Origin of the sequence: Paractinoplanes aksuensis (assembly GCF_024137025.1) — a bacterium.
GTDB classification, from domain to species: Bacteria; Actinomycetota; Actinomycetes; order Mycobacteriales; family Micromonosporaceae; genus Actinoplanes; species Actinoplanes aksuensis.
Window position 1 is genome coordinate 35128 of the sequence record NZ_JAMYJR010000045.1, and the last position, 14697, is coordinate 49824.

Consider the following 14697-nt stretch of genomic DNA (forward strand, 5'->3'; position numbering starts at 1 on the left):
TCCGGCAGGTTACGGCGCTGCGCACCGCGCCGTCGTGCCCCCGCGGTGCCATCCGGCACCCCCTACCTGGGTATGAGGAGCGAAGGTCGTGGCTCGCACGGTACTGGTGACAGGCGGCAATCGGGGCATCGGCCTCGCCATCGCGCAGGCGTTCGCCGAGCAAGGCGACCGGGTCGCGGTCACGCACCGGGGCAGCGGGGCGCCCGAGGGGCTGTACGGCGTGCAGTGCGACATCACCGACCCGGCCCAGGTCGACGCCGCGTTCACCCAGATCGAGAAGGAGCTGGGCCCGGTCGAGGTGCTCGTGGCCAACGCCGGCATCACCGACGACACGCTGCTGCTGCGCATGAGCGAGGAGCAGTTCGAGCGGGTCGTCGACACGAACCTGAAGGGCTCGTTCCGGGTCGCCAAGCGGGCCAGTTCGAAGATGCTGCGGGCCAAGTGGGGCCGGATCATCTTCATCTCGTCGGTGGTCGGGCTGTACGGCGGTCCCGGTCAGGTGAACTATGCGGCGAGCAAGGCCGGTCTGGTCGGCATGGCCCGCAGCATCGCCCGCGAGCTGGGCACCCGGAACATCACGGCCAACGTCGTGGCCCCGGGCTTCATCGACACCGAGATGACCCAGGTGCTCTCGGACGACCGGCGGGCCGAGATCATCAAGGCCGTGCCGGCGGGGCGACTGGCCACGGTCGACGAGGTCGCGGGGGCCGTCACGTTCCTGGCCGGGGACACGGCCGGCTACATCAACGGCGCGGTCATCCCCGTTGACGGCGGTCTCGGCATGGGCCACTGAGAAAAATATCTAAGGAGTAACAGAGCGTGTCTGGATTGCTGGCCGGTAAGCGGCTGCTCATCACCGGTGTGATCACCGACGCCTCGATCGCGTTCGCGGCGGCCCGGATCGCCCAGGAGAACGGGGCCAAGGTCGTGCTGACCGGCTTCGGCCGGATGTCGCTGGTCGAGCGGATCGCCAAGCGCCTGCCCGAGCCGCCGCCGGTGATCGAGCTCGACGTGACCGACCCCGAGCACCTGGCCGCCCTGCCGGACAAGGTGCGCGAGCACGTGGACGGGCTGGACGGCGTGCTGCACTCGATCGCGTTCGGGCCGCAGAGCGTGCTGGGCGGCGAGTTCCTCAACGCGCAGTGGGAGGACGTGTCGAAGGCCCTGCAGGTCTCGACGTACTCGTACCAGTCTTTGGCGGTGGCCTGTCTGCCGCTCATGCAGCCCGGTGGCAGCATCGTCGGCCTGACCTTCGACGCGACCAAGGCGTGGCCGGTCTACGACTGGATGGGCGTGGCCAAGGCGGGCCTGGAGTCGGCCAACCGCTACCTGGCCCTGCACCTGGGCAGCAAGGGCATCCGCAGCAACCTGGTGTCGGCCGGTCCGCTGCGCACGATGGCGGCCAAGTCGATCCCCGGGTTCGAGCAGTTCGAGGACGCGTGGGCCAACCGGGCGCCGCTGGGCTGGGACCTGCACGACACCACGGCCACCGGCAAGGCCATCTGCGCCCTGCTGTCGGACTGGTTCCCGGCTACTACGGGTGAGGTTGTACACGTCGACGGGGGCTATCACGCGTTGGGTGCGTGATACGGGGCAGTATGGACGTGTGGTCTACGACGCCTTCGTCCTGCTGTCCTTCGGTGGTCCCGAGAAGCCCGATGACGTGATGCCGTTCCTGCGCAACGTGGTGCGCGGGCGTGGCGTTCCCGACGAGCGCCTGGCCGAGGTGGCGGAGCACTATTACCACTTCGGCGGCGTCTCGCCGATCAACCAGCAGAACCGTGATCTGCTGGCCGCCATCAAAAAAGAGATCGACCTGCCGGCGTACTGGGGCAACCGCAACTGGCACCCCATGCTGGCCGACACGGTGGCGCAGATGCGCGACGACGGCGTGAAGCACGCCCTCGGCTTCGCCACCAGCGCGTACGGCGGGTATTCGTCGTGCAAGCAGTACTGGGAGGACATCGCGAAGGCCCGGGCCGAGGTCGGTCCGGGTGCGCCGGTGATTTCGAAGCTGCGCCAGTTCTGGGATCACCCCGGCTTCGTCGGGCCGCATCAGAACGCCGTACGGGCCGCGCTGGCGACCTTGGACGAGAGCCGGCGCGAGACGACGCGGCTGGTCTTCACCGCCCACTCGATCCCGGTCAGCATGGCGAAGACCGCGGGCCCGACCGGTGGGCGTTACGAGGCCCAGCTGCACGAGACGGCCCGCCTGGTCGCCGGGCACGACGACTGGGACCTGGTGTGGCAGAGCCGCTCCGGCCCGCCGCAGGTGCCGTGGCTCGAGCCCGACATCAACGACCACCTCGAGGTCTTGCAGCAGCGCGGCGTCACCGACGTCGTGGTCAGCCCGATCGGGTTCGTCTCCGACCACCTCGAGGTGCTCTGGGACCTCGACAACGAGGCAGCCGACACCGCCAAACGGCTCGGCCTCGGGTACGCGCGCGCGGCCACCCCCGGCACCGATCCGCAGTTCGTCACGATGGTGCGCGAACTCGTGCAGGAGCGGACCGACGGCGCCCCGCTGCAGCGGCTCGGTACGCTGCCGGTCTGGGACGACTGCCCGGTCCCGTGCTGCCCACCTCCACAGCGACGAGGAGCATGATGACTGAGCGCAAGGCCATCGAGAGCTGGCTCACCGACATGGACGGCGTTCTCGTCCACGAGGGTGTGCCGGTGCCGGGCGCCCCCGAGTTCGTCAACCGGATGAAGACGTCCGGCAAGCCCTTCCTGATCCTGACCAACAACTCGATCTACACGCCGCGCGACCTGCAGGCCCGGCTCACCCGCATGGGCTTCGACGTGCCCGAGCAGTCGATCTGGACGGCCGCCCTGGCCACGGCCCAGTTCCTGGCCGACCAGCGGCCGGGCGGCACGGCGTACGTCATCGGCGAGGCCGGCCTGACCACGGCCATGCACGCGGCGGGGTACGTACTGACCGAGTTCGACCCCGACTACGTGGTGCTCGGCGAGACCCGCACCTACAGCTTCGAGGCGATCACCAAGGCCATTCGGCTGATCGACGGCGGCGCCCGTTTCATCTGTACGAACCCGGACGCGACGGGCCCGTCCAACGAGGGCGCGCTGCCCGCCGCCGGCTCGGTGGCTGCCATGATCTCGAAGGCGACCGGCGTCGACCCGTACTTCGTGGGCAAGCCCAATCCGATGATGATGCGCTCGGCCCTGAACGTCATCGGCGGCCACAGCGAGAGCACGGCCATGATCGGCGACCGGATGGACACCGACATCCTGTGCGGGCTCGAGGCCGGTCTCGAGACGATTCTCGTGCTCACCGGAATCAGCACGCGGGAAGAGGCGGAGCGGTATCCGTTCCGCCCGTCGCGCATTCTCGACTCGGTGGCCGACCTGATCGGCGAGATCTGACGCCATGGGCCACCCGGTCATGTTCGACGATCAAGATCCAATGCTTTCCCGCGTACGGGAACTGGCCCTGGACTTTCCGGACGCGGCCGAGAAGGTGTCGCACGGCATTCCGGCGTTCTACACGACCAAAGTGTTCGCGTATTACGGCGGCAGCATCAAGGTCGACGGCGAGTACGAGCGGCACAGCCAGTCGCTGCTCGTGCTGCTCGACCCCGACGAGCGGGCGGCGATGGTGGACGATCCGCGGTGCTACCGGCCGGCCTACCTAGCGCCGTCGGGCTGGCTCGGCATCGATCTCGGCCCCGACACCGACTGGGCCGAGATCGAGGAGCTGCTCGACGCCAGTTATCGGCTGACCGCGGGTAAGCGGCGGGTGGCCCGCCTCGACGCTGCTAAGGAATGAGCCGGTTCAACAGCGGGAACTCGTCGTAGGGCTGGCCGTAGTCGCCGAAGTGGCCGTCGTCGCGCACGATCTGGGTGCCGCCGAGGCGGGTGAACATGGCCCGGCCCTGATGCTCGTCACATCCGTACGGGTCGATGCGGGAATTGATGAAAACGAGCTCGCCGCCGTTGGCGCGAATGGTGTCCCAGTCGTAGTCGGCCTGCAGCACGGGCTCGTCGGCGTCGTTGGGGCGGGTGCAATAGCCGGCGACGAGAACCGCCTGGCCGACGCGGACGTGTTCGAGCAGGGCCAGCAGCAGGGCGGCGCCGCCGGAATGGCCGACCAGCACGGTGTTCTCGTCGAAACGGTGCGCTTCGAGGACGCTGGGCAGTAACTCGGCGACCGGCTCGACGTTGAGCCCGGGGTAATGGGGAACTTCGACTTCGTACGCCCGCTCGGTCAGCTGTGCCGCGAGCCAGGGGTACCAGGCCACGCCCGGATTGGCGCCCGTGCCGTGAAAGATGATCGCTCTTCGCATCGGGGCATTCTCGCAGGCGATCGAATTGTCCTAGTGTGGTGGCATGTACACCCGTAGGGCGGTGGCGGGTGGGCTGCTCGCGGTCGCCCTGGGCGCGACGGCAGCGGCGGCCGCCACGCGCGACGAGGGCCACGGGACGCTGGCCGTGCGCCAGATCCCGGCCGCCGTCGTGCCCGCGCGGCCGGTGCCCGAGGCGACTCCGGCCCCGCCCGGTCTGCCCAAGATCTCGTACTGGAATGCCGCCCCGGGGTTTCCGCGCGACCCGGCTCCGCACTCGCTCGAAGCGGTCACCGAAGGCTTGCGGCCGCACGGGAAGGCCGCTCTCTACGATGCACCCGGCGGCCGGGCGCGCGCGTTCCTGCCCCGCAGCATCAGCGGCCTGCCGACCACAGCGCCGATCGTCGCGCGGGAGCCGGGGTGGCTGGGCGTGCTCGTCCCGTCGATCAACCGTCGCATCGGGTGGGTGCCGGTCAGCGCCGGGACGGTGCACCCGCTGCGCGACCAGCTCGTCGTCGACCTCAGCGAGCGGCGACTCACCTGGCGGCACAACGGGAAGCCGCGCGGCGACTGGGAGGTGGCGATCGGTTCCTCGCGGACGCCCACACCACTCGGCCGCACCTACGTGATGGGCCGGACCATCACCAACGGACACGTGTACGCCGGGCTCGACGCGCTGGTGCTCGGCGCGATCCCCGACGACCGCGACGCGCTGTCGGCCTCGCTGCGCAACGGGCACACCGCGATCCACGCGTGGAACGACGAGTCGGCCTTCGGGCGGAGCATCTCCAACGGCTGCATCCGCATGCCGCCGGACGCGCAGCGCACCCTGCTGCGTCACATCCCCGAGGGCGTCGTGCTCACCGTGGTGGAGTGACGTCCGCCGTCCGCAACCAGGTCGCCTTGGCCGCGGCCCGCTCCTCATCGGCGCCGGCCGCCCGCAACAGTTCCAGCACCGGCCAGTACGAAACGGTCTGGGCCTGACTGCCGGCCATCACCTTGTGCAGGTAGTCGCCCAGCACGTCCCCGAGCACCAACCGGTCCCGGGTGAGTTCGCGCAGCGCGGGCAGAGCGTCCGAGTAGTCGTCAGCCGGCCCGAGCCCCTCGAGCATCGCGGCGACGCGGGCGGCCAGCGTGCGCTGATCCTCGTCCAGTTCCGGCTTCTGCATGTCGTCAACGTAAGGGGCCGGGCCAACCCACGCCTACGAAACGAACGTGAGCCGGGTCGCGTGAGGCGCCGGCCACGAGGTGCAGGCTCAGGAATCGCGCAACCCGACCGAGTCGTAGTCCCAGAACGTGGCCGAGTAGACGAGCGTGCCCGTCATCCACGGCTCGTAGGCCGTCAGCGGGTAGACCTGGAACGCGACGTCCGGGATGCGCAGCGACGGCTTGCGGAAGCCGAGCTCGCCGCCCGCGCGGAAACCTGCCTTCGAGTAGTACGCGGGATCGCCCTCGAGGAAGACCAGCGGCACGCGCTGCTCGTCGGCGATCCGCAGGCCGTGCTCGATCAACGCCCGGCCCACGCCCTGCCGCTGACGGGCGGGCAGGACGGACAGCGGGCTGAGCACCCACACGTCGACCAGGCGCGACGGCGCGTCGAGCAGGCTGCGGGTGAACATGACGTTCCCGGCGACCTGTCCGTCGACTTCGGCCACGAGCGACAGCAGCGCGGGATCATCCCGTTTGAGCGCCGCCACCAGCTCGACGATCTTCTCGCCGTCCGCGCCGAAGGCCGCCCGATGCACGCCGGCAACGTCGTCCCCGTCCCGCTCCGCTCGAATCTCCATGGCCGGCAGGCTAGCCGTCGCGTGGGTTCCCGCGCTTGTCGATTTAGGCTCGCCGGGTGACAAGCGAAGTGATCGCCGCTGCCTGGGTCCACGTGCGAGACCGCCGCGTGCTGGTGGTGCGGCCGGACGGGCTGGACGCCTTCTATCTGCCCGGCGGCAAACCCGAACCCTTCGAGACGTACGCCGAAGCGGCCGCCCGTGAGACCCGCGAGGAGGTCGGCCTGGTGGTCGACCCGGCCGACCTCACCCTGTTCGCCGAGATCGTCGCGCCCGCCCACAACCGTCCGCCGGGGACGACCGTACGCCTGATCTGTTTCATCGGTGGCAAGCCCGACGAGACGCCGGTGGCGGCCAACGAGATCGCGGAGCTGGCCTGGTTCACCTCGGCCGACGCCGGGCGCTGCGCCCCGGCGATCCAGCGGCTGGTCGCCGAACTGGTGGCCGCCGGCCTGATCAGCTGAAGAAGCGGGCCGCGACGGCGGTGTGGAGGCTGAAGCCGAGTTCGACCGGGCCTTTCAGGACTTCCCAGCCGTACGTCTCGTTGTTGGGTTCGGGTGGGGGCATCTCGTCGGCTGAGGCGAGTGGTGGGAACAAGGCGAACACGAGCAGTGTGCTGTCGGGGGCGCTGATCGTGTCGAACAGGGAGGCTGTTGCGGGGTCGGCCCTGAGGGCGGTTTCCTCGCGTAGCTCGCGGGCGGCGGCGTCCTGCCAGGACTCGCCGTAGTCGATGAAGCCGCCGGGCAGGGCCAGCCGTTCCTGAGCGGGTGGGACGGCCCGGCGGACGACCAGCAGGCCGGCGCCGACGGGTTGCAGGGCGACCGCCACCGGGGTCGGATTTCGGTACGTCGTCTCGCCGCAGGCGGTGCAGCGGCGCGGCCACGGCTGGCCCGGGACGAAGCGGGCGCCGCAGAACGTGCAGTGCTTGGTGCGGTCAGGCATGCAGCGGCGAGTTGCACGCGGCGACCAGGGCCTGGCGGCACGCGTCCATCAGGGGGCGCAGCGCGGCGTCGCGTTGCTGGGCCTCGTAGCCGTTGATGGCGCCGCCGGGGGCGTTGGTCGAGGCCAGCGCGAGCACCTGGTCGAGCACCGAGGCGCGGGCGAACAGGCGGCGGGCCCGCGGGTCGAAGCCGGGCGGCAGCGTGGCCGTGCTGTCGGGGCGGCGCAACGCTTGCAGGGCGCCGGCCAGCTCGGGTTTCCACTGGGCCACGTCGAGCTTCGTCAGCTGGCTGGTCGCCTCGCCCAGGGCCAGGGTCAGCTCGCCCTCGGCCTCGGCCGCGCCCATCTGGAAGACCGGGCGGTAATTCTCGACCGGGAACCAGCGCCACAGCACGGTTTCGAACTCGACGCCGGAACCGGAGACGTGCCGGCGCACCTCGGGCACGACACCGAAGCCGGAGGTCATCACGGCCTCGCCGGCCAGCATGGCGGCGCCGGTGAGCGGGCCCGGGCCGGGCAGGCCGCGCGGGTCGCCGGGGGCGGGCAGCACGAGCCGGATGTCGTCGGGGTGCACCTTGGCGAAGGCCGGCAGGCCCTGCGGCAGCGGCACGTCGGTCCACGTGCCGGGCACGTCGGCGACGAGGTGTTCCTCGTCGCGGGCGATCTCGTCGGCCAGCTCGTCGAAGGGGGCGAGCCCGGCGCGCCAGGCGCGCACCCAGGCCACGAACCGGGTGGAGCGCCGCGCGACGAGGGTGGCCGCATCTGCTGCGGGGGACATGCGAGCAAGGGTACGTGCCCGCCGGGAACCTTGTCTCGGCCGGAGAGTCAGAAACGCCGTGTCCCAACGCACGGGTTACGGTGCCTTGCATGTATGGGGAGGACGTGCTCAAAGGGGAGTGGCGGCGCCGGCGGGTCGTGCCCGAGGTGGACGCCGAACGCGACCTGGTCGTGGAGGACGCGGATTCGGGGTTCTGCGGGGCGGTCGTCGGCTTCGAGCTCGGCGCGGTCGTGCTCGAGGACAGGCACGGCAAGCGGCGCAATTTCCCGCTGGAGCCGGCCGCTTTCCTGCTCGACGGGCAGACGGTGACGTTGCGCCGGCCCGCCGCGGCGCCCGCGCAGGCCCAGCGGAAGGTGACGGCGTCGGGGTCGGTCGCCGTCGACGGGGTGCGGGCCCAGGTGGCCAAGGCGAGCCGGATCTGGGTCGAGGGCGTCCACGACGCCGCCCTGGTCGAGCGGATCTGGGGCGACGACCTGCGCATCGAGGGCATCGTGGTCGAGCCCCTGGACGGGATCGACGACCTGGCCGGCGCGGTGCGGGAGTTCCGGCCGGGGCCGCAGCGGCGGTTGGGCGTACTCGTGGATCATCTGGTCGCGGGCAGCAAGGAGAGCCGGATCGTGGCCGCCGTGACCGACCCGGACGTGCTGGTCACCGGGCATCCGTACGTCGACATCTGGCAGGCCGTGAAGCCGGAGCGGGTCGGACTGCAGAAATGGCCGGTGATCCCGCCCGGGCAGCCCTGGAAAGAGGGCATCTGCAAGGCGGTGGGCGTCCGGGAACCGTACGACATGTGGCGGCGCATCTTGTCGTCCGTGAGCAGCTACAAGGACGTCGAGACGCCGCTCATCAACTCGATGGAGCGCCTGATCGACTTCGTCACCGTGCCATGAGCCTTCCCAGACGCCGGCCCGCCTCGGCCAGCCGATCCGGCGGGTTGGCCGCGTAGCCGAGCACCAGGCCGGGCGGGCCGGGCGTCATCCGGTGCCACGACAGCGGGTGGACGAGAACGCCATGTTCCGCGGCGCGCTCGGCCGTCCGCGTGTCCGGCTCGTCGCCGTCCAGCATGAGCAGCAGGTGCAGACCGGCGGCGATCCCGGTCACGCGGGCGCTCGGCAGGTGCTCGCGCAGGGCGGCCAGCAGCGCGTCCCGGCGGCGGCGCTGACGGTTGCGGACGTGGCGCAGATGCCGCTCGTAGTCGCCGGTCGTCAGCAGCCGGGCCAGCACCAGCTGGGGTAGCGCCGGGTTGCCGAGGTCGCTGTCGTGCTTGGCCGTGAGCAGTGCGGGCTGCAGGCGGCGCGGGGCGATCAGCCAGCCCAGACGCATGCCCGGCGCGAGGGATTTCGAGACACTTCCCGCGTACGCCACCTGGTCCGGAGCCGAGCCCTGAAGCGCCGCCACGGGGGCGCGGTCGTAGCGGTGCTCGGCGTCGTAGTCGTCCTCGATGACCGTGCCACCGCCGGCCGCCCAGGCCAGCAGCTCCCGCCGGCGGGCCGGGCCGAGCACCACCCCGGTCGGGAACTGGTGGGCCGGGGTGAGCAGCACCGCGGACTGGGTGAGCGCGGCCACGACCAGGCCGTCGGCATCGACGGGGACGGGCTCCGGGCGTACGCCCCAATGCGCCAGCTGGTCCCGCGCCCCGCGGGATCCCGGGTCTTCGACGGCGATCGTTCGTGACGGCAGCGTCTGGGCGAGCAGGGCCAGCGCCTGGGCGACACCGTTGACCACGATGACGTCGTCCGGTTCGGCCCGTACGCCGCGGGTGCGGGCCAGCCACCCGGCCAGCTCGGCCCGCAGGCGCGGGGTGCCGCCCGGATCGCCGTAGCCCAGGTCGGCCGCGGTGATCTCGTCGAGCACGGCCCGTTCGGCGCGCAACCACGCCGTACGCGGAAAGGCCGAAAGATCCGGGACGCCGGGGGAGAGGTCGACGTCGATGCCGTCGGCCGGCGGCAGCGGCAGGCGCAACGTGTCGAGCGAGCGGCGGCGGTCGGAGGGCGCGTCCCGGACGTGCGGATGCGCGACGATCGTGGTGCCGGCGCCGGTGCGGGCCTGCGCTAGCCCCTCGTCGATGAGCCGCTGGTAGGCGTCGACGACCACCCCGCGCGAGATCGCCAGTTCGGCCGCGAGCACCCGCGTGGGCGGAAGCTTCTCGCCCGGGGCCAGCCGTTTGCCCACCACCGCGGCCCGCAGCCCGTCGGCGAGCCAGGCCGTCAGGCCCTTGACGGGCGCCTCCTCGGGGCGCAGCTGCAGGAAGTCCGATCCGGAAATTGGTCCCCCTCAGCGCCATTGGATTGGTCCTTCAACCCGGACCATATCGCGACCAGCATCGTTCTGGTGAAGACAAGTCTCCTGGCCGGCGCGACCGGTATGGCCTTCGTCGGCGGCAGCGTCGCCGTCTCCGGTTTCCTGGCCGGCGCGCCGTCCCTGACCGTGCAATCGCTTCGGTACGCCGTGGCCTGTCTGCTGCTCGTGCTGTACGCACGGTTCACCGGCCGGCGCCTCGTGCGCCCCCACGGCACCGAGTGGCTGTGGCTCGGCGGCGTGGTCGTCACCGGCATGCTCATCTTCAACGTGGCCCTGGTGCAGGGCTCCCGCCACGCCGAGCCGGCCGTGCTCGGGGTAGCCGTGGCCTGCGTGCCGCTGCTGCTGGCGGTGGCCGGCCCGCTGCTCGAGGGTCAGACCCCGGCCCGGCGGCTGATCGTGGCCGCCCTGATCGTCACGGCCGGCGCGGCGCTGGTGCAGGGCCTGGGCCGCACCGACGGCATCGGCCTGCTGTGGGCGCTGGTGACGTTCGCCTGCGAGGCCGGCTTCACCCTGCTGGCCGTCCCGGTGCTGGGCCGCCACGGCCCGCTCGGCGTCAGCGTGCACTCGACGTGGATGGCCGCGGCGGCGTTCGGGGTCGGCGGACTCGTCGGCGAGGGCCCGGCAGCGGTGCTGCGGCTGCGACTCGACGACATACTGGCCGGCATCTACCTGGCCGTCGCGGTGACAGCGGTGGCGTTCGTCCTCTGGTACACGTGCGTCCAGCGCCTCGGCTCGGCCCGGGCCGGCCTGCTGACCGGCATCGCCCCGATCTCGGCGGCCGTGGCCGGCGTGGCCCTGGGCGGCCCGATGCCCGGCCCGGCCGTCTGGCTCGGCATCGCCGTCGTCGCGGTCGGCCTGGCGCTGGGCTTCCGCTCCCGCCCGACGGTCGCACCCACGCCGATCGTGACTTCCCGAGCTTTAGATCTTGTCCCCTAGCCACCGCCGCCCCCTCCCACCCAGGGACGTGGCGGCGACGCTACGCCGCTGTCAAGCGGGCAGCTCGAGTTATCCACAGGCGTGAGCGGGGTCGACGTCTCCGTCCTCTGATTCGGGCATGATGGAGCCACTGGTCCGGCCGGGTCGGTGAGCCTGCCGGCCGACGCCGATCCTGCTCGAAAACGTTGGGAGGTGGGTCTGTTGAGCTCGTCAGGCGACACGGTGAGCGGAGAGGCCGATCTCGTCCTTCGCGCTGTCGGCCCAGCGACCGAAGGCGGGCGTCTGGCCCTGTCGGAACTGGCCCGCCTCGCGGGTGGGCTCCAAGCCTCACTCGAGCGGATCGCGCTCAGCATCAGCGGTGGCGCTGCCCGGCCCGGACGGCGCCCCCGAGAGATCGTCGACGCGGTTCGGCTCGACTTCGTCGGGTTCCGAGCGGGGTCGGCCGCACTCGACATTGCGCGCACCGGGCAACGCAGCCTGGACGACCTCTTGAACAGTGCGCTGGACGTCTTGGAGGAGGGGATCAACGGAATCCTGCGCGACCCGCTGACGACGCCCCCTCACTTCACCCCGCAGGTTCTCAACGGCATACGCGATCTCGCGGGCGGGATCAGCCCGACGGGCGTCACTCGAATCGAGTTCTGGCGGGCCGGCGGGAAACGTTTCACGATTGATGAGGAATTGCAGGCAGCGGTCCGCTCGGTCCAGTTCGAGCCTGTTCAGCAGACCGTAACTGTCGTCGGCCGGTTGCATATGGGCGACTTCTCACCGGCCGGCCTTCGCTGCCGCATCGACACCTACGCCGGAAGCGTGCTCTGTGACTTCCCGCAGGATTTGCGTGACGCTGTCCTCGATGCCATGGACCAGATGGTCATGGCCGAGGGGACCGGGGAGTTCGAGCCGAACGGCACGTCAGTCCACGTGCTCCACCTGACACGGCTGGAAGCGCTGAGCAGCGCCAAGCCCAGTTCGCTCGACGGTCTGGCCCGGCAGCAGCAGGTTGAGCCGTTGAGCTCGCTCGACGAACTCGGCGGTGCGCCCATCGAAGACTTCGACGAGTTCCTGGACGCTGTCCGGTCGGCTCGGACCGGCGACGAATGAAGTACGTGATCGTCGACACCGATGCCTTCTCACATCTGTGGCCAACTCCGACGGCCGCGAGTTCGTTCGCTCCACACCTGATAGGCGCAGTCCCGGTGATCAGCTTCACGACCATTGCGGAAGTTCACTTCGGCGCGGCCAAGCGGGGCTGGGGCCAGAAGCGGGTGGATCAACTCGAAGAGGCAATCCGCCGCTACGTTGTCGCGCCCTACGACGACGATCTTGCACGCCTCTGGGGCCGGCTCAAGAGTCATGCGCAGCGGGCCGGTCATCCGCTCGGCCACAACAGCCAGACCAACGACTTGTGGATCTGCGCCACGGCTATCTATCACAACGCGCCGTTGTTGACGATCAACCGACGCCATTTCGACAACTTCCCAGGTCTGGTCGTTCTTTCCTGACGGTGCCGGGCTCAGGCCAGGTGGGACGGGTCGCGGCTGAAGACGAAGGTGGCGATGTCGATCGCGGTGACGTGGGTCTCGTCGTCGCGCAGGAGAGTCAGGAGCTCGCCCTCGTTGTCGCCCTCGATGCCGCGCCAGCGGTCGGGGGCCTCGCGGGTGAAGCGGGAACGGTGGTTGGGGCCGGTCATGACCAACGTGTCGGCGTGGGTGGTGATCTCGTACTCGCGGCCCATCCACCACCAGCGGCCGACCAGGGCCGCGGCCTCGCCGGTGGGCGGGGTGGGGGGCAGCCAGGGCGTACGGGTCTCCGGCTCGCCGTCGACGGCCGCGGTCAGGGCGGACAGGGCGACGTCCTTGATCGTCGTGCCGGACAGGCCGTACGAGTTGGCGAAGGCGATCACGCCCAGGCGGCTGCGCCGGTGGACGGCGAACTGGGCCACGTACCCGGGCATCGACCCGCCGTGGCCGACGAACACCCGCTCGCCGACCCGGTAGAGCTGCGGGCCGAGGCCGTGGCCGCCGGTCCACGACTCGAGGTCGCTGATCACCACCGGCGCGCACATCTCGTCGACCGTCTCCCGCGCGAGTACGGCCGGGGCCGGGTCGGTCCAGAAGGCCGCCCACTTGGCCATGTCGGTCAGCGTCGACCAGAGCTGACCGGCCGGCGCCATCGCCCCCGAGTCCAGGCGGGGCTCCTCGTGCAGCGAACGGTCCAGCTCATGCACGACATAACCCCGGGCAAAGGGCTCCACCGGCGCGTACGTCGTCCGTTTCATCCCGAGGGGGTCGAGCACCCGCTTGCCGGCCAGGGCCTGCCAGCTCTCCCCGGTCACCTTCTCGATCACGGCGCCCAGCAGCCCGTAGGCCAGGTTCGAGTACCGGTAGCGGCGGAACGGCGGCCCCGCGACCTTGTCGTAGCCCAGCTCGGCCAGCAGCTGGTCGACGTCGCCGCCGGTGTTGCGCTCCCACCAGGCGCCGTCCGGCTCGCGCTGCAGGCCGGACACGTGTCCGAGCAGTTGGCGCAGTGTGACCCCGCCGATCGGGGTGCCCGGCAGGTGGCGGTACAGCAGGTCGTCGAGGGCGAAGAAGCCCTCGTCGCGCAGCTGCAGGGCCAGCGTGGCGGTGATCGTCTTGGTGATCGACCCCAGGCGGTACTGCGTCTTCGCGTCCGGCCGCGGATGTTCGCCGGTGAAGACCTGATGCAGCACGGCGCGGTCGCGCACGACGGCCAGCACGAGCGACGGCGTACGCCCCTCGGCCTGGGCGCGGACGGCGATCTCCTCGACCCGTCGGCCGGTCTCCGGCAGCAGTGACACGGTGGACCCTCTCGATGTGTGACTCGTGGGTATAACTCTGCTCGGCCCATATGGCTACGCTGCCGGGCCCCCGGATTGGATGGCAGTTGCATGACATTTTCCGTGAGGGCGCACGCAGCGTCGCCGGACGTGCGCGGACGTGTCACGATCGATGCGTGGAAGCGGTTCTCTGGATCGTGCTAGGCATCGCGTTGGCGATCGCCGAGGCTTTCACGGCCACGTTACTGATCATCTTCTTCGGGGTCGGTGCCTTCGCGGCGGCCGGTGCGGCGGCTCTCGGCGCACCCTTTCTGCTGCAGGTGATCGTGTTCGTGGTCGTCTCCGGCCTGTCCGTGGCCACCCTGCGCCCGATCGTCAAGCGCCACGCCCGGCCCGCCATCGAGACGGGCGAGACGCCGTTCGGGGTCGAGGCGATCGAGGGCACGCAGGCCACCGTGCTCGAAGAGATCGACGGCGAGAGCGGCATGGTCAAGATCGACGGCGAGCACTGGCAGGCCCGCTCGTTCGACGGTCACGAGAAATACCTACCCGGCGAGCGCGTCCGGGTCATCAAGGTCGACGGCGGCACGGTCATCGTGTGGCGCGACGATCTGCCCAACATATAGAGAGGGGTGCCATGGAAGCTATTGTCGGCGTCCTCATCATCGTGATCGTGGTGTTCGCCATCGTCACGCTGCTCCGATCGGTCCGCATCGTCCCGCAGCAGCGCATGGACGTGGTCGAGCGTCTCGGCAAGTACAAGCGGACGCTCTCGCCGGGTCTCAACCTGCTGGTGCCGTTCGTCGACTCGGTGCGCAGCAAGGTCGACATGCGCGAGCAGGTCGTCTCCTTCCCGCCCCA

Annotated in this window: 20 protein-coding genes; 13 read left to right on the forward strand and 7 right to left on the reverse strand. The window is 70.6% G+C overall.

The genetic code is table 11. From position 1 onward, the window contains the following. Positions 1 to 88: 88 nt before the first annotated feature. Genes M1L60_RS38000 through M1L60_RS38020 form a run of 5 tightly spaced genes read left to right on the forward strand, consistent with a single transcriptional unit; the run spans position 89 to position 3787 of the window. Positions 89 to 793, forward strand: a complete 705-nt coding sequence (locus M1L60_RS38000; protein ID WP_253242417.1) for a beta-ketoacyl-ACP reductase — start codon at positions 89 to 91, stop codon at positions 791 to 793. A gap of 26 nt (positions 794 to 819) precedes the next feature. Then, positions 820 to 1587 carry an enoyl-ACP reductase FabI gene (gene fabI / locus M1L60_RS38005; protein ID WP_253242418.1) on the forward strand — a complete coding sequence of 256 codons (768 nt, stop codon included), beginning with the start codon at positions 820 to 822 and terminating at the stop codon, positions 1585 to 1587. Between the two features lie 19 nt (positions 1588 to 1606). Next, positions 1607 to 2605: a ferrochelatase gene (locus tag M1L60_RS38010; protein WP_253242419.1), complete on the forward strand. Its 999-nt coding sequence runs from the start codon at positions 1607 to 1609 to the stop codon at positions 2603 to 2605. After that, positions 2605 to 3384: an HAD-IIA family hydrolase gene (locus M1L60_RS38015; protein ID WP_253242420.1), complete on the forward strand. Its 780-nt coding sequence runs from the start codon at positions 2605 to 2607 to the stop codon at positions 3382 to 3384. The genes M1L60_RS38010 and M1L60_RS38015 overlap by 1 nt, the downstream gene beginning before the upstream one ends. A gap of 4 nt (positions 3385 to 3388) precedes the next feature. Further along, on the forward strand, positions 3389 to 3787 hold the full coding sequence (locus tag M1L60_RS38020) for an MmcQ/YjbR family DNA-binding protein (RefSeq protein ID WP_253242421.1): 399 nt from the start codon (positions 3389 to 3391) through the stop codon (positions 3785 to 3787). Here the strand turns inward: M1L60_RS38020 and M1L60_RS38025 are convergent. Then, positions 3777 to 4304 carry an alpha/beta fold hydrolase gene (locus M1L60_RS38025; RefSeq protein ID WP_253242422.1) on the reverse strand — a complete coding sequence of 176 codons (528 nt, stop codon included), beginning with the start codon at positions 4302 to 4304 and terminating at the stop codon, positions 3777 to 3779. The genes M1L60_RS38020 and M1L60_RS38025 overlap by 11 nt on opposite strands. Before the next feature lie 43 nt (positions 4305 to 4347). Here M1L60_RS38025 and M1L60_RS38030 point away from each other — a divergent pair, with 43 nt between their 5' ends. Then, the gene (locus M1L60_RS38030; protein WP_253242423.1) at positions 4348 to 5178 is read left to right on the forward strand and encodes a L,D-transpeptidase; all 831 of its coding nucleotides are present in this window, start codon (positions 4348 to 4350) and stop codon (positions 5176 to 5178) included. Here the strand turns inward: M1L60_RS38030 and M1L60_RS38035 are convergent. Next, a complete protein-coding gene (locus tag M1L60_RS38035; protein WP_253242424.1) occupies positions 5162 to 5470 on the reverse strand; it encodes a hypothetical protein in 309 nt (102 codons plus the stop codon). The two genes, M1L60_RS38030 and M1L60_RS38035, sit on opposite strands and share 17 nt — an antisense overlap. A gap of 87 nt (positions 5471 to 5557) precedes the next feature. Continuing rightward, positions 5558 to 6088, reverse strand: coding sequence for a GNAT family N-acetyltransferase (locus tag M1L60_RS38040; RefSeq protein ID WP_253242425.1), 531 nt, complete (start codon positions 6086 to 6088; stop codon positions 5558 to 5560). A gap of 56 nt (positions 6089 to 6144) precedes the next feature. Here M1L60_RS38040 and M1L60_RS38045 point away from each other — a divergent pair, with 56 nt between their 5' ends. Further along, positions 6145 to 6549, forward strand: a complete 405-nt coding sequence (locus M1L60_RS38045) for an NUDIX hydrolase (RefSeq protein ID WP_253242426.1) — start codon at positions 6145 to 6147, stop codon at positions 6547 to 6549. Here M1L60_RS38045 and M1L60_RS38050 read toward each other — a convergent pair. Beyond that, positions 6542 to 7027, reverse strand: a complete 486-nt coding sequence (locus M1L60_RS38050) for an NUDIX domain-containing protein (RefSeq protein WP_253242427.1) — start codon at positions 7025 to 7027, stop codon at positions 6542 to 6544. The genes M1L60_RS38045 and M1L60_RS38050 overlap by 8 nt on opposite strands. Then, complete coding sequence (locus M1L60_RS38055; protein ID WP_253242428.1) at positions 7020 to 7802, reverse strand: Rv1486c family protein; 783 nt, start codon at positions 7800 to 7802, stop codon at positions 7020 to 7022. Before M1L60_RS38055 ends, M1L60_RS38050 begins: the two co-directional genes overlap by 8 nt. Positions 7803 to 7891: 89 nt before the next feature. Here M1L60_RS38055 and M1L60_RS38060 point away from each other — a divergent pair, with 89 nt between their 5' ends. Then, complete coding sequence (locus tag M1L60_RS38060) at positions 7892 to 8692, forward strand: DUF3097 domain-containing protein (RefSeq protein ID WP_253242429.1); 801 nt, start codon at positions 7892 to 7894, stop codon at positions 8690 to 8692. On the opposite strand, the gene pdxR is transcribed toward M1L60_RS38060, so the two are convergent. Continuing rightward, entirely contained in the window at positions 8679 to 9977 is a 1299-nt protein-coding gene (gene pdxR, locus M1L60_RS38065; RefSeq protein WP_253242430.1) for a MocR-like pyridoxine biosynthesis transcription factor PdxR, read from the reverse strand. The two genes, M1L60_RS38060 and pdxR, sit on opposite strands and share 14 nt — an antisense overlap. Positions 9978 to 10133: 156 nt before the next feature. On the opposite strand from pdxR, the gene M1L60_RS38070 reads away from it, so the two are divergent. The 3 genes from M1L60_RS38070 to M1L60_RS38080 all read left to right on the forward strand — a co-directional run bounded on the left by M1L60_RS38070 (position 10134) and on the right by M1L60_RS38080 (position 12541). Further along, positions 10134 to 11039, forward strand: coding sequence for a DMT family transporter (locus M1L60_RS38070; protein ID WP_253242431.1), 906 nt, complete (start codon positions 10134 to 10136; stop codon positions 11037 to 11039). 147 nt (positions 11040 to 11186) lie between these two features. Next, positions 11187 to 12140 carry a hypothetical protein gene (locus M1L60_RS38075; protein WP_253242432.1) on the forward strand — a complete coding sequence of 318 codons (954 nt, stop codon included), beginning with the start codon at positions 11187 to 11189 and terminating at the stop codon, positions 12138 to 12140. Continuing rightward, complete coding sequence (locus M1L60_RS38080) at positions 12137 to 12541, forward strand: type II toxin-antitoxin system VapC family toxin (RefSeq protein ID WP_253242433.1); 405 nt, start codon at positions 12137 to 12139, stop codon at positions 12539 to 12541. Before M1L60_RS38075 ends, M1L60_RS38080 begins: the two co-directional genes overlap by 4 nt. A gap of 11 nt (positions 12542 to 12552) precedes the next feature. On the opposite strand, the gene M1L60_RS38085 is transcribed toward M1L60_RS38080, so the two are convergent. After that, the gene (locus M1L60_RS38085) at positions 12553 to 13857 is read right to left on the reverse strand and encodes a serine hydrolase domain-containing protein (RefSeq protein WP_253242434.1); all 1305 of its coding nucleotides are present in this window, start codon (positions 13855 to 13857) and stop codon (positions 12553 to 12555) included. A gap of 155 nt (positions 13858 to 14012) precedes the next feature. On the opposite strand from M1L60_RS38085, the gene M1L60_RS38090 reads away from it, so the two are divergent. Next, complete coding sequence (locus M1L60_RS38090; protein WP_253242435.1) at positions 14013 to 14462, forward strand: NfeD family protein; 450 nt, start codon at positions 14013 to 14015, stop codon at positions 14460 to 14462. Between the two features lie 11 nt (positions 14463 to 14473). Continuing rightward, positions 14474 to 14697 (forward strand): SPFH domain-containing protein (locus M1L60_RS38095; protein WP_253242436.1); only part of this gene is annotated, 224 nt, incomplete at its 3' end.